The following is a 12,989-nucleotide window of genomic DNA, read 5'->3' as shown; positions in this document are numbered from 1 at the left end:
TGCGCCTCTGCCAGTCTATTTTTTGGGTACCCATAGTGTCATGCTCAAGCCCCCTGTTGCGTTGTTATTTGCCACCACCTCTGCTGCAATCGCATGTAATTGACGTTGAGCTAAAGCTAGCCCTAAACCAAAGCTATCACTGTTACACGAACGAGAAGAGTCAACACGAAAGAAGGGTCTAAAAATAGTATTTAAATAATGCTCAGGAACCCCAGGGCCTTGATCGGTAATAATAATCCGGTATTTATTGCCACTATCGTGACAACTAATATCAACTTGTTTATTTTTTGGAGTATAGCGCAGTGCATTTCTTAATATATTTTCAATGGCTTGGCCAAGCGCCCTATGATTACTATTTTCAATAAGCGCTTGACTGGGTAACTGGGCTATTATTCGCTTATCAGGGTATTCAAAACGCGCATCTTCAATTAATATTTCAAGCAAGTCTACAATATCAAGCGACTCTACTCGTAACTGAGGTGATTCGTTGTCGAGCCAAGATAAAGTTAAGGTATCTTCAACCAGCTTACGAATATGTAACGACTCTTTATGAATGCGCTCTAATTTCGCTTGATTTGCGTGAGAAAATTCGTGCTGTTTGGCTAATAAGTTGTCTGTAGCAATATCTAGGCGTGTCAGTGGTGTACGCAGTTCGTGGGATAAATCGGTTAACAGCACTCTTTGATGCATAATTTGCTCGCTGATCCGCTCAGCCATTAAATCAAAAGTAGCTGCCAACTGGGTTAACTCATCTTTGCGAGAGCCAAACTGTTTTCTTACCCTCACACTATAGTCTCCCGAACTAAATGCGCGAGTGGCACTGTCCATTTCCCTAATGGGGTGCATAATATGGCGATATAACACAATGGATAAACACACTAAAATCAACATAGGTAAAAAAACCTGTAATGATAGGCGTGTAGCATTCCACAATGAACCAGGGCGCATACGCTCAGGCAGCTGCACTACTAAACTTGCTTCGTTATGAGTAAACGGTAATTGCATCACTGGGGCGTGATCAAAATACAGGTGAATTTTCCAATCAATACTACGACCCAAGTTATAACCGGTATATTCATAACGATGGTTTCGATTGCCAGCCAACTCAACTACATCTGCTCGGGCAATCACAGCCCAAATATTCTCTTGTTGTTGTAAGTTACTAACCCACTGTTCAAGCGCTTCAATATCGCCTTGGTGTAAAATATCTTCTGCTTGCTTTTGCCATTTAAGTAATTGCGCACGACTTGAGTCTGAGAGCATGCTCATATCGTTTTCAAAGTGAGTGACCGCAACATTGATTAAATAAAACATGGCCACCACACCGGTGCCAATAATTAAACATAGCTTCCAAAATAAACGACGGGTCATTTAATGCAATACCCCTTGCCGTGTACCGTTTGCAAACGCGTTCCGTCCCAGCCCGCATTATTAAGCTTTTTTCGTATTCGGCTCATATGCATATCTAGGCTACGATCATATTGACTAAAACGTTTATTCAATACCACTTGATATAAAAAAGGCTTTAGCAATATCTGCCCCTGATTTTTAATCAAAATATGTAATAAACCAAATTCAATAGGCGTAAAGGAAACTACTGCGCCATGTAAGCTCACCTGTTGATGTAAACTATCAACTTCGAGTCCTTCAATATTGGTAACATAAGGTGCTTTACCGTCTTGTTTAAAGGCGCGCCTTAACACAGAGTCGACTCGTAAAAGCAGCTCTTGGCTGTTAAATGGTTTGGCAAGATAATCATCAGCCCCTGCAGATAACCCCTTAATTCGCTCTTCTTCCGCATGTTTTGCCGAGACAATAATTACCGGGGTGTTATTACAACTGCGCAAGATATTTAACATCGTTAAACCATCTTTTCCCGGTAACATCACATCTAATAAGATCAGGTTAAAGCTTTGAGTTACCGCAAGGTGCAACGCATCATCACCGTCAAAACACGACGTTACAGCATAACCTTGAGCGGTTAGTAACTCACTCATTTGCTCATTGAGCAAGTTATCATCTTCAACGACTAAAATTTTAAATTCGAGGGTTGTGTGCTGAAAAGCGAAAGAGTTTGGCATATCAAACCAAGTTAGTTATCGAATGCAAAGAAACTAAAACAAATAGTAATACAAATCAATATCAAATACGTTAAATTAACTATTGTTCGTTATCTAATAAATTCAATAGTTGTATAAAAAATAAGCGTGACAGATAGCTTAAACACTAACGTTTTAAGGCTAAAAAACTTGAACAAATAATTTCTAGTGATGATTATTTAAATAAGGTTTTTATAAGCTTGCTATTGAGGAAATAACAAGTGGCGGAGTGGACGGGACTCGAACCCGCGACCCCCGGCGTGACAGGCCGGTATTCTAACCAACTGAACTACCACTCCGCAGTGGCATGTGCATGGGGTAATGCACTTACTAATTTTGTTACGATATCAAATGGCGGAGTGGACGGGACTCGAACCCGCGACCCCCGGCGTGACAGGCCGGTATTCTAACCAACTGAACTACCACTCCGCAGAGATATCATATTACTTGTCATTACTAAATTTGTTGGCGGAGTGGACGGGACTCGAACCCGCGACCCCCGGCGTGACAGGCCGGTATTCTAACCAACTGAACTACCACTCCAGCATACAAATTTTGTAATATAACAGTGTTTAAATAGTGGCGGAGTGGACGGGACTCGAACCCGCGACCCCCGGCGTGACAGGCCGGTATTCTAACCAACTGAACTACCACTCCAGCGCATATTTAAACTGCTATTTTTTCTTATTGGCGGAGTGGACGGGACTCGAACCCGCGACCCCCGGCGTGACAGGCCGGTATTCTAACCAACTGAACTACCACTCCATAATAAGAATATGTTTTACAACCATATGTTGTGTAAGTGTTGGCGGAGTGGACGGGACTCGAACCCGCGACCCCCGGCGTGACAGGCCGGTATTCTAACCAACTGAACTACCACTCCAGCGTCTACTTACAAATTGTCGAAAATTGGCGGAGTGGACGGGACTCGAACCCGCGACCCCCGGCGTGACAGGCCGGTATTCTAACCAACTGAACTACCACTCCGCATTTTCGTTTCTGCTTAGGTCTCCCTTTGCAGCGGCGTGAATAATACGAATCAGCCCCTACTTCGTCAAGGGCTTTTTTGTTTTTTTACAGGTTTTTTAGTCATCTGACATCGAAAGGTTTAAAATTTCACCTGATTTGTCACTTTTTGAGCCATTTTTGCCGACTTGATTTTTTTCTGCCTCGGCATCGTGCTGACCGCCTACTTCCTTTTTGTTTAAAAAAGGGAGTTTAAAGTTAAATTTGATTGGCTTTTTCTGTACAAAAATACGAATTGCTAACCAGCCTAACAATAAAATGAGCAAATTACAGCCCGCGATTAAAATCACTAAAGTAGAAGTGGCCATTTTTTCTTCAACGGGCTCGGTTTCTAAAGGGAGGTTTTGATCAATCAGCGTAGTTGGGTCTATTTCGGGCACTGCTTCTATGGGTCTTTCTATCTCAAACTTGTACGTTGGTATTGTGGCCATAAACTCACGCCCGTTTATATTAGTACCAAAAACAGACAGTTCAACGCTGTATCTTCCCCAATCATAGTTTTTAATTGCCAGTTGTCGTGTATCACCCGCTTGCGCGTCAATCGTAAACATCTGCTCTTCGTTGTTAGGGTAATAAATTTTCCCCTGTACAATAACGGTGTCGGGTTTAACTATGTTGCTATCTATATTAATAGTTAGCAAGTGCTCATCGGTATCAAGCTCTGCTAACGCTATTTCAGATTTAAATGGCGGTTCATGCACAATAATAGGGTCTTGCACAATACGTCGTTGTAGTAAAGGAGTGGCTATGTAGAGCTCAGGCGTCCACTGCCCTGCTGGAAAGTCTAATTTAAATTCGCCAGTAAACACCCCATCTTTAGGACGCTCGTCAAAGCCGCGCCCATCGTCTTTAAATTCGGCAACTTCTTGAATGCCGGCACCAAAGTTTGCGTAGCTTTCATCGTTGGTGCTTACAAAGTCAACGTTAAGGCTTACCACATCTTTAAATAAGTTTGCATCGATAGGCTCATCATCATTTAAAATTTCGCCCGTTATTTTTATTGTCTCACCTCTAAACAACATAGGGGGTAACGGCTGTGCTTTTAAAGACACCTCCCCCAAAACCACAATGCGGCTGTCGGGCAAAATACGGCCAATAACTTGCCATGGGCCCGCCATCGGTTTTTTTATGGTGATTAAATCGTAACTAAGCTCATCAAACCAATCGAGATTAGGATCTTTAACGGCGTTGGTGGCAAAGTATTTGCTGCCATCGGGCCTAACTAAAATAACCGCAGGCGACCCTGGCTTTCTAAAAAATAGTAAGGTTATTTCGTCTAATTGGCTGTCTATACGAAAACGGTTATCTAGCAGCGGTATTTCATTTTGTTGGCCGTCGCGTTTGAGCAGCTCTACTTGCTTAACGGCAAACGCACTGGCGCTAAAAAGCGAGGCGGCGCATAGTGCAGTTATAAAATACATCGTTTTCATAGTTGGCCTTATTCAGCGCGCCATAAACAGTGGCCGCCTTCTTTGTTTACAAGATCGAGTCGTGCTTCGTGTGCGCTTTGCTCTGCGTCATTTGCGCGCAATACAACCAAAGGTGCTCGGTCACTACTTAAGCGCCTTATGCCGCCAGCTTGTTGCTCGCTGCCGTCGTCTTTATTTTGGTTTAAGTTTAGCTTGGTTTGCCCACCAGTCATGGCAAGGTAAACATCGGCTAAAATTTCAGAATCCAGTAACGCGCCGTGTAAGGTCCGTTTGGCGTTGTCTATATCATAACGACGGCACAAAGCATCGAGGTTATTCTTTTGACCAGGATGCAAGTCACGCGCCATTTTAAGGGTGTCGAGAACTTGGCAGTACTCGTGCGTATTTGGATAGCCTTGGTTAAGCAGCGCAAACTCGTTATCCATGTGGCCCACATCGAACGGGGCGTTATGTATTACAAGCTCTGCACCTTTAATGTAATCAAAAAACTCTTGCGCTATATCGCGATAAAGTGGTTTGTCACGTAAAAACTCATTGGTAATACCGTGAACATCTATTGCTTCTTCTTCAATACTACGTTGTGGATTTATATAAACGTGAAAATTGTTGCCGGTTAAGCGCCTGTTTACTAACTCTACACACCCAATTTCTATAATGCGGTGCCCCTGTTTGGGGTCGATGCCGGTGGTTTCTGTATCTAAAACTATTTGTCTACGTGCCATATCGAATTTAGCCTGACTCTGGTATCTTTCTATAATCACTTTATTGTACATAATATCAAGGTAAAACAGTGCAAAAAACCGTAGAGATTTACACCGATGGCTCATGCTTAGGTAATCCAGGCCCGGGTGGTTATGGTATTTTTATGATTTATAACGGCCACGAAAAAAAATTAAGCCAAGGGTATAAGCTCACCACGAACAATCGCATGGAAATGCTCGCAGCCATTGTTGCCCTTGAATCACTTACCCGCCCTTGCACAGTTAACCTCACTACAGATAGCCAATATGTTAAGCAAGGCATTGAATCGTGGATTGCAAATTGGAAAAAGCGATGCTGGCAAACATCAGCAAAAAAACCGGTTAAAAATGTCGATTTATGGAAACGCCTTGATAGCGCTTGTAGCGAGCACACGGTTACATGGAAATGGGTCAAGGGGCATAGCGGGCATAAATATAACGAAATAGTTGACGATTTAGCACGTGAAGCAGCAAGCAGTAGCAATCTACTTGATGATGAAGGCTATCAGCCTTAACCCGTTAAAGCTTACGCACTTTTTAATGTCATGAATGTTAGGTTTATCGAGCCAATAAAAAAGTGCGTCTTACTTTCTTTAACTATTATTATTTTTTTGCTCACACTGCTTAAAGTGCTGTTTTGAGGTTTGCCTAAGCCCAGCCCCTTTTACGGGTGAAAACTGCGGCCTTGCATGCCACTTAGGTTTTATAGGCGTAAGCGGAGCTACGCGTTTTCGCGCCACCAGCATGTACACACTCCCCATAGGTTTTAAATACTGTTTGGCAAAACTGCGCCAAAATGCAAACCGCGAAAGCCTGTTACCACGCGCAAGAGATGAGTAAATAAAGCGCTCATCGCTAATAATTTCAAACCCCAATAAATTAAGCCAATCTTTTACCCGCGCAGGCGTAAAAAAACGCCCCGTCCACGGCAGTTTTTGGCCGCTAAAAGGCAACATTTGCGCCAATCCACATAAGCTAAACGGATTAAATCCGGTAATAACAATGTAACCACCGGGTATTAGCGTGCGGTGCGCCTCGCGTAATATGTGATGAGGGTCTGAGTGATACTCTAAGCAGTGGCTTAAAATACATGCATCCACACTGTGCTCATAAAAGGGCAACTCGTCTATATCGGCTATCACACCTGTGTAAGGCCCCTCTTCGGCAACACATACTTGGTGCTTTATAGTGCTTACACTGGTATTAAGCTCGCCACTTAAATTCCCCAATTTAAGCATATGGTAGCCAAACATACGTGGCAGCCATTGATCCATTTTTTGTTCAATGTCAGCACGTAAATAGTCCCCATGAGGGAACTGCTGCCATGACAGCGGTTTGGGTCCTTCTTGAAAACTAAGGGCTGGTTTCATTTTTATAGCTCGTTATACTAGGTGTTATCTGTCACTTTATAGAGCAAATTAATATGGTGCAAGTTAAAGCAATTAAAGCCTTTTCTGACAATTACATTTGGTGTTTAACTACCCATAATAGCGACCTAGCATGGGTGGTTGACCCTGGCGACGCTCAGCCCGTTATAGCACATTTAGCAGAGCATAATTTACAACTTGGTGGTATTTTAATTACCCATCATCATAGCGATCATACCGGTGGCGTAGGCGAACTTGTAAAACAGTTTCCAAGTATTGCCGTGTACGGCCCTATAAACAGTCCCTTTGCGGGAGTCACCAACACTCTGGTTGATGGCGATAGCATTGAGGTATTGGGTGTGCGCTTTAATATTATTACTACCCCAGGCCATACGCTTGATCACATTTGTTATACTCATGAAGAGTTGGCCTTTACAGGCGATACGCTTTTTAGCGGTGGCTGTGGGCGATTATTTGAAGGCACGCCAGAGCAAATGTGGCACTCATTTAATAAGCTGCGTGAGCTACCTAAAACCTGCAAAGTGTATTGCACCCATGAATACACACAAGCTAATTTAGCATTTGCAAAAGCCGTAGAGCCGCGTAACCCTGAACTACTCCAATACAGCGATAAAGTAGATGCACAGCGCGCTAACAACGAAATTACACTGCCAAGTACAATAGGCCAAGAGCTAAAAGTTAATCCGTTTATGCGCAGCGACCTACCGACAATTACAGAGTTAATTCCAAAAGAGTTTGTGTTGGTTACAAAAAACAATGAACCCTGGGAAAACTTTGCCAGTCTGAGACGATTCAAAGACAACTTTTAGTTAGGATATGTTGACCTGCTGTTATTAATTTTGCAGCATCGTGGTTAGGTATGACCTAGATAAAGTTGGTCGTTAAGTGGCAATGTTGACTCATAACGGGTAGTATTCGCCGAGTTTTTTTACCTGATGTATTGGTATATATGAATAAATCTCCTCTATTAATTGCCTTGGCGGTTGCGCTAAGTGGTTGTCAAACATTAACAACCGTAGATTCAGACGCACAAGCTGCTACCCAAGCAAATAAGCGCTTAGAAGGTGCAAGCCCTAACGATATTAACAATGCATTGATGGTAAACGCACAATATCAACACGTTGAACAGAGCGAAGACGCCCCCGTTTTTGACGATGTGTGGGAGCGTATTCGCTACCAACTGTCTATTGATGTACCGCAAAACCGCCCTGTTGTTACTGAGCGCAATTACTATGCACGTCATCAAGCTTATTTAGATCGCATTTCAAAACGCGCAGAACCTTACTTACACTTTATTGTTGAAGAAGTAGAAAAGCGCGAAATGCCTATCGAAATCGCGCTTTTACCTATTGTAGAGAGCGCGTTTGACCCATTTGGCTACTCTAATCGCAGTGCTTCGGGTATTTGGCAATTTATGCCAGCCACAGGCGAGCGTTTTGATTTAAAACAAAACTGGTGGTACGACGGCCGACGCGACATAGTGCAATCTACGCGTGCTGCCCTTGATTACTTATCGTATTTACACAAAACCCTTGAGGGCGATTGGTTAAACGCCATTGCGGCTTATAATTCAGGCGAAGGGCGTTTAATGCGTGCGATTAAGAAAAACCGTAAAAAGCATTTACCCACCGACTTTTGGTCTTTGGATTTACCTAGCGAGACCACCGCGTACGTACCAAAACTTTTAGCCCTTGCCGATTTATTAAAACGCGCTGATGAGTTTAATGTAAAGTGGAAGCCGGTAATCAACGCGCAAGTTGTAGAAGTGGTTGATGTAGGCTCACAGATAGACTTAGCACTGGCCGCTGATATGGCCGATATGACCCTGACTGAGCTATACAGGTTAAACCCTGGCTTTAATCGCTGGGCGACCGATCCTAACGGCCCGCACTTTTTATTGTTACCCAGCGATAAAGCTGAGCAATTTAGCCAAAAGCTGGCACAAACCGATGTGAAAGACCGTTTACGTTGGCAACAATACACTGTGGCGCGCGGTGATAGCCTATCGGTTATTGCTAAAAAGTTTACCACCAGCACCAGTGCTATTCGCTCGCTTAATAAATTAAAGTCAAACACCATACGTATTGGCCAACAGTTATTGGTCCCCTTAACCGATGGGGCAATTAATAGCGAACATTTACCTAAGCAAATGCGTTTAGCCGCTAATAAAGCCACCCGTAAAAAGCTGTCGCACACGGTTAAAAGTGGCGACACCCTGTGGGACATTAGTCGTGAATACGATGTCACCATGGATGAGCTGGCCGCGTGGAATAAACTGAAGAAAAACGCAGTGTTGCGCTTAAATCAAAAGCTCACTGTGTATAAATCAGCGAGTAAACCACAAGCAACTGCAAGTACTAATCGCACCATTACTTACAAAGTACGCCGTGGTGACTCGCTCGCACGTATTGCGTCTAAATTTAATTTAACCGTAAACGAAATTATTAAGTGGAATAACTTAGCCGGCCAAAAGTATTTACAACCAGGCCAAAAGTTAAAGCTTAAGGTTGATGTAAGAAGTAGTTAACCAACGGTTTAATATTTAAAAAAGGAGCGCATGCGCTCCTTTTTTGTTTTGTGCATATAATACCAATACGCAATAATACTTAATCATTTTCAGGGACTAAACGTGTCACTATCTGCGTTTAAAAAATCTCATTTACGACTGCATGGATGCAGAAGGTAGAGCAATGCAGGAGCAATTGCCGAGAACAACTAAATCGCGAATTTTTTGCCTTGCTATCAACACGTTTATCCATCCTCAAAATAGATCACTTAATTATGCGCATTGGTATAAAGCAGTTTACTAAGCTGGTAACTTTTCAAGCCATGCTTTTAACCACGGCTCTGCTACAGGCCATGGCTCAAAGTCTTCACAGGCATCTATTTCTAAACGGTTTCCTATCGGCTTAGCTTGCAAGTCACGTAGTAGCTCATCAAAGCTGCGCCCTGCACCGCAAAACGTATCGCCGTAGCATCTATCGCCCATAGCAATAACACCAAATGGCTTATCGGTTAGCATCGGAAATGTGCTGTTCATAGCAAAGTAGAGCCCCGCTAAATTGCTAGGTACATCGCCCTGCCCTGTGGTTGAGGTAACAATTAATATATGTGATGCGTTTTTTATATCATCAAGTGAGGCCTCATTAATAACGCTCGCAGTGTGCCCCGCTTTTTCTATTGTATTTGCAACGTCGTAGCTTAAACGTTCTGCGCCGCCGTTAACGCTGCCTACAAAAATACTAATATGTGCCATTAATAATCCTTTTCTTGCTGTGGCCAACCTAGTTGCTTACATATACTAAGCATGTCTTCACCTAGTGGCGCTTTAATTACGATGGGTTTATGCGTATAAGGGTGCACAAAGCTAAGCTGCGTTGCAAATAACATTAACCGCCTAAGTGCAAAATGCTCCCTAAAAAATTGATTATGCTGATTATCACCATGATTTACATCACCAATAATAGGTATTGATAAATGATTAAGGTGGCGCCTAATCTGATGCTTTCGCCCAGTTTTTGGAAAACACTCTACGAGCGAGTAACGTACCGTGGGGTATTTACCGATAGGGATGGGTAGCGTGGCTTGATGCAGACAATTAAATTGCGTTTGCGCCGCTTGTGGCGCTTTATTTTGCGTAGCAAATTTGTCAGCTATTTTATCAAGCTCTTCTTTTAATGGTTTATCTAAAAATACCGATTCAGGTGCAAAACCACGTACAAGCGCTAAATAACGTTTTGTAATCGTGCCTTCAATAAAAAGCGTGTTCATGTCTCGGGCGGCTTCTGAGCTTAGCGCAAATAACAGCACACCTGATGTTGGTCTATCTAGCCTGTGCACCGGAAATACATGTTGCCCTAGTTGGTCGCGCAGCATCTGCATTGCAAACTGCGTTTCGTGTTTATCTAAAAAAGAGCGATGAACCAATAAGCCTGCGGGCTTATCTATGGCAACAAAGTAGTCGTCATGGTAAAGAATATTAAGCTCGCCGTACGCTATAGGTTCTCTCTTTTCAGTCATGGGGGTTACCTAAAAAAGCATCAAGCTCACTAAGTAACGCTATAATTTCGCCGCTGCCGGTTTTACCCACTAACGCCATTTCAGCCATGGGCGCAATAGCAAAATTTTGTGGTAATGGTTGGTTAAGCGTTATTAATTGCTGCATTTTTTCAATAAATACAAACTGTAACCACTGCTCAAATGCCATAGTATCGTGACAAAACGGCACTTGAGATTGTAATCTATTTGCCTCTATTGGCGTAATTTGCCACAGCTTATGTTTTTTTAAAAGTGTGCTTAATTGGTTTAAATAAGCCTGCGTTTGTTGATACATAACCACTCTTCTTTTTACGTTATGGGGCAATTATACCCTGTTCCCTCAATGCCTGCTATGGCGTATAATTGAGGTAATTTTGCAGTAAAAACAATTGAGATAACGATGAGCGAACACATAACGACACTTGGCCAACTTTTAGATGGCGCCGGTACACAATGGCGTGCTTTTGATATTGGCAGGCATATTACTAAGCTTGATAAAAAACAGTTTTTAGCTATCGAGCAAGCGCAAGTTCCTTATCCTTATCCGCTTGCAGGGCATGCATGGCTGGCTATTCAATTTTGGGATAGCAAAGCAAGTAAAGAACCTTATGTGTGGTTTTTAAAATTTCCACTTGATGAGCAAAGTAAATTAGTGAGCGCGAGCCGCGATCATTTCGCTAATATGGTTATTGAGGCCCTAGGCAGCGAAATTACCGGCGAGCAAGCCGATGGTAAGCTAGATAATAACCCTTATGTGTTTACCCCTAATGCAAATAAATTAGCGGCTTTTAACGCCCAACTTAAAGTATTGTTAAAGCAGCCAGCCTCTAAATATTACGAGCATACGCAGCTGTACTTTAGTGGTGATTTAGGTTTTGATGATTGGCAAAGCGTTGCGCTACAAGGTATTGCGGATTTTGCACTGCGCCTAAATCACGACAACAACTTAGCAAACTTGCAAAATGCTTGGCCGCATTTACCACTTGAAGTATTACAGCCTCTGAGCGCTATGCTTGAACATGTAGAAATACCGCCATCACTCAGTCAGCTTTTAGTGGCCTATGGCCACACAGCCATTGAAAATAACGATACTATTGCACTGACTGCCGCACTGCGCTCACTTTCAAAAGGCCAAGCGCAAGGGCTGTGTACACAACTAGTAGATGCTGCATTAAGCTCATCTCTTAGTACTGATTCAGATGTACTTTTAACAATTGCAGGGCGTTGTTTTGCTCAACTAGAAGAGCCTGAGCGCTTACATATTTTTATGGATAATTGTGCGCACCACCAGCAAATTGCCGAGCTATTTCCCAGTATATTTGCTGATTTAGTTGCAATACCCACTATACGCCCACACTTATTAGGCTTATTACGTAAAGAAAATCGCAGCGAAACGCTCGCTCGCGCAATTGGAAGGTTGTTCTCTTAATGGCTACTTTGTGGACGTTTATCGCTATTGGCGCTGTAATATACTTATTTTGGCTAAACCGAAAAGTAGCAGAAGCTGCTAACAGTCATGCTGCGCGCCAAGCTGAACAATTACAGGTTCAGTTAATGAGCGTAGCGTGCACAAAGCGCCGCTTTGGCGTTTTAAAAAATGGCAAACCGGGGATCAAAAGCGAATTTATGTTTGAGTTTTCAAGTGATGGCGAAAATGCCTATCAAGGTATTTTAATTATGGAAAATGAAATGCTAAAAAGTGTTGTTGTGCCCCCACACAAAATTTAACGCTAATCGTTAAAACCAGTGGGGTTAAAGTGAAACCACTAAAATAAGTTAATACATAAAACTAAGGCGTAACAAAAGTTACGCCTCACTCTTACAGCATCCTGCTTGTTATCCTTGACCCAAAATCCGTATTATCATCCCCTGAACGAGTAAACAACCCTATTTACCCTCAACATTGCATCCTGCAAAATCCATAACCATCCTGGCTAACCCGCGTAAACTAACGCTTGGCTACTTACTGTAGCATCATCCTTGGTCATCCTTTTAAGTAGCTCCTGCCACTTTAAATGCATCCTGCACTTTCCACTTGCCGCCTTGGCCATCCTGCGTAAACTAACGCTCCTGCTACTTCCTGTAGCCTCATCCGTAAATATCCTTAAGTAGTTCCAACTACTAAGCGCTTCATGCACTTCCTCGTTCGTCCTTGCGTCCTTTTTAATTTGTCCTTTATGCTTCCTGCTGGCATCTGCTATGTTGCCTATTCCGTATCCTTGGCAGTAGCTTAGTCATTAAGCTATGTCGTCTTGACACGTTAAATAC

Annotated in this window: 13 protein-coding genes and 7 tRNA genes; 5 read left to right on the top strand and 15 right to left on the bottom strand. The window is 42.9% G+C overall.

From position 1 onward, the window contains the following. Positions 1-15: 15 nt before the first annotated feature. The 11 genes from AN389_RS03355 to dnaQ form a co-directional block, all read right to left on the bottom strand. Positions 16-1,371, bottom strand: coding sequence for a histidine kinase sensor domain-containing protein (locus tag AN389_RS03355; RefSeq protein WP_055019247.1), 1,356 nt, complete (start codon positions 1,369-1,371; stop codon positions 16-18). Next, entirely contained in the window at positions 1,368-2,081 is a 714-nt protein-coding gene (locus AN389_RS03350; protein ID WP_055017259.1) for a response regulator transcription factor, read from the bottom strand. Before AN389_RS03350 ends, AN389_RS03355 begins: the two co-directional genes overlap by 4 nt. 240 nt (positions 2,082-2,321) lie before the next feature. Continuing rightward, positions 2,322-2,398 (bottom strand) — tRNA-Asp (locus tag AN389_RS03345). A gap of 53 nt (positions 2,399-2,451) precedes the next feature. After that, positions 2,452-2,528 (bottom strand) — tRNA-Asp (locus AN389_RS03340). Between the two features lie 37 nt (positions 2,529-2,565). Next, a tRNA-Asp gene (locus tag AN389_RS03335) sits at positions 2,566-2,642 on the bottom strand. 37 nt (positions 2,643-2,679) lie between these two features. Beyond that, positions 2,680-2,756 (bottom strand) — tRNA-Asp (locus AN389_RS03330). Between the two features lie 31 nt (positions 2,757-2,787). Continuing rightward, positions 2,788-2,864: transfer RNA gene (locus tag AN389_RS03325), tRNA-Asp, on the bottom strand. Positions 2,865-2,905: 41 nt separating this feature from the next. Continuing rightward, positions 2,906-2,982 (bottom strand) — tRNA-Asp (locus tag AN389_RS03320). A 27-nt stretch (positions 2,983-3,009) separates the two neighbouring features. Then, positions 3,010-3,086 (bottom strand) — tRNA-Asp (locus AN389_RS03315). A gap of 98 nt (positions 3,087-3,184) precedes the next feature. Then, positions 3,185-4,555 carry a TIGR03503 family protein gene (locus AN389_RS03310; protein WP_055019246.1) on the bottom strand — a complete coding sequence of 457 codons (1,371 nt, stop codon included), beginning with the start codon at positions 4,553-4,555 and terminating at the stop codon, positions 3,185-3,187. 8 nt (positions 4,556-4,563) lie between these two features. After that, on the bottom strand, positions 4,564-5,277 hold the full coding sequence (gene dnaQ, locus AN389_RS03305; RefSeq protein ID WP_055013898.1) for a DNA polymerase III subunit epsilon: 714 nt from the start codon (positions 5,275-5,277) through the stop codon (positions 4,564-4,566). 68 nt (positions 5,278-5,345) lie between these two features. Here dnaQ and rnhA point away from each other — a divergent pair, with 68 nt between their 5' ends. Beyond that, entirely contained in the window at positions 5,346-5,810 is a 465-nt protein-coding gene (gene rnhA / locus AN389_RS03300; protein WP_055019245.1) for a ribonuclease HI, read from the top strand. Between the two features lie 78 nt (positions 5,811-5,888). Here the strand turns inward: rnhA and AN389_RS03295 are convergent, their stop codons facing one another. Further along, a complete protein-coding gene (locus tag AN389_RS03295; RefSeq protein WP_004585979.1) occupies positions 5,889-6,665 on the bottom strand; it encodes a class I SAM-dependent methyltransferase in 777 nt (258 codons plus the stop codon). A gap of 53 nt (positions 6,666-6,718) precedes the next feature. Here AN389_RS03295 and gloB point away from each other — a divergent pair, with 53 nt between their 5' ends. After that, positions 6,719-7,492, top strand: a complete 774-nt coding sequence (gene gloB / locus AN389_RS03290) for a hydroxyacylglutathione hydrolase (RefSeq protein WP_055017257.1) — start codon at positions 6,719-6,721, stop codon at positions 7,490-7,492. Positions 7,493-7,632: 140 nt separating this feature from the next. Next, a complete protein-coding gene (locus AN389_RS03285) occupies positions 7,633-9,210 on the top strand; it encodes a LysM peptidoglycan-binding domain-containing protein (RefSeq protein WP_055019244.1) in 1,578 nt (525 codons plus the stop codon). 279 nt (positions 9,211-9,489) lie between these two features. Here AN389_RS03285 and AN389_RS03280 read toward each other — a convergent pair whose 3' ends face one another. Genes AN389_RS03280 through AN389_RS03270 form a run of 3 tightly spaced genes read right to left on the bottom strand, consistent with a single transcriptional unit; the run spans position 9,490 to position 11,016 of the window. Further along, positions 9,490-9,939, bottom strand: coding sequence for a flavodoxin (locus AN389_RS03280; protein ID WP_055019243.1), 450 nt, complete (start codon positions 9,937-9,939; stop codon positions 9,490-9,492). Beyond that, the gene (gene truC / locus AN389_RS03275; RefSeq protein WP_055019242.1) at positions 9,939-10,703 is read right to left on the bottom strand and encodes a tRNA pseudouridine(65) synthase TruC; all 765 of its coding nucleotides are present in this window, start codon (positions 10,701-10,703) and stop codon (positions 9,939-9,941) included. The genes AN389_RS03280 and truC overlap by 1 nt, the downstream gene beginning before the upstream one ends. Continuing rightward, positions 10,696-11,016, bottom strand: a complete 321-nt coding sequence (locus AN389_RS03270; protein ID WP_055013904.1) for a YqcC family protein — start codon at positions 11,014-11,016, stop codon at positions 10,696-10,698. Before AN389_RS03270 ends, truC begins: the two co-directional genes overlap by 8 nt. A 105-nt stretch (positions 11,017-11,121) precedes the next feature. On the opposite strand from AN389_RS03270, the gene AN389_RS03265 reads away from it, so the two are divergent. Both AN389_RS03265 and AN389_RS03260 read left to right on the top strand, forming a co-directional pair. Then, entirely contained in the window at positions 11,122-12,150 is a 1,029-nt protein-coding gene (locus AN389_RS03265) for a DUF3549 family protein (RefSeq protein ID WP_055019241.1), read from the top strand. Further along, positions 12,150-12,449, top strand: coding sequence for a DUF3301 domain-containing protein (locus AN389_RS03260; protein WP_055013906.1), 300 nt, complete (start codon positions 12,150-12,152; stop codon positions 12,447-12,449). The genes AN389_RS03265 and AN389_RS03260 overlap by 1 nt, the downstream gene beginning before the upstream one ends. The last annotated feature ends 540 nt before the right edge of the window (positions 12,450-12,989 follow it).

Source organism: Pseudoalteromonas sp. P1-7a, assembly GCF_001401855.1.
Classification (GTDB): domain Bacteria; phylum Pseudomonadota; class Gammaproteobacteria; order Enterobacterales; family Alteromonadaceae; genus Pseudoalteromonas.
This window is presented reverse-complemented; position numbering and strand designations above follow the sequence as displayed.

Excerpts from the sequence above, each read along its gene's own strand:
- AN389_RS03355 (WP_055019247.1), bottom strand. The coding sequence starts at position 1,371 with ATGACCCGTCGTTTATTTTGGAAGCTATGTTTAATTATTGGCACCGGT.
- AN389_RS03265 (WP_055019241.1), top strand. The coding sequence starts at position 11,122 with ATGAGCGAACACATAACGACACTTGGCCAACTTTTAGATGGCGCCGGT.
- truC (WP_055019242.1), bottom strand. The coding sequence starts at position 10,703 with ATGACTGAAAAGAGAGAACCTATAGCGTACGGCGAGCTTAATATTCTT.
- AN389_RS03270 (WP_055013904.1), bottom strand. The coding sequence starts at position 11,016 with ATGTATCAACAAACGCAGGCTTATTTAAACCAATTAAGCACACTTTTA.
- AN389_RS03350 (WP_055017259.1), bottom strand. The coding sequence starts at position 2,081 with ATGCCAAACTCTTTCGCTTTTCAGCACACAACCCTCGAATTTAAAATT.
- AN389_RS03280 (WP_055019243.1), bottom strand. The coding sequence starts at position 9,939 with ATGGCACATATTAGTATTTTTGTAGGCAGCGTTAACGGCGGCGCAGAA.
- AN389_RS03310 (WP_055019246.1), bottom strand. The coding sequence starts at position 4,555 with ATGAAAACGATGTATTTTATAACTGCACTATGCGCCGCCTCGCTTTTT.
- AN389_RS03295 (WP_004585979.1), bottom strand. The coding sequence starts at position 6,665 with ATGAAACCAGCCCTTAGTTTTCAAGAAGGACCCAAACCGCTGTCATGG.
- AN389_RS03285 (WP_055019244.1), top strand. The coding sequence starts at position 7,633 with ATGAATAAATCTCCTCTATTAATTGCCTTGGCGGTTGCGCTAAGTGGT.
- gloB (WP_055017257.1), top strand. The coding sequence starts at position 6,719 with ATGGTGCAAGTTAAAGCAATTAAAGCCTTTTCTGACAATTACATTTGG.
- AN389_RS03260 (WP_055013906.1), top strand. The coding sequence starts at position 12,150 with ATGGCTACTTTGTGGACGTTTATCGCTATTGGCGCTGTAATATACTTA.
- dnaQ (WP_055013898.1), bottom strand. The coding sequence starts at position 5,277 with ATGGCACGTAGACAAATAGTTTTAGATACAGAAACCACCGGCATCGAC.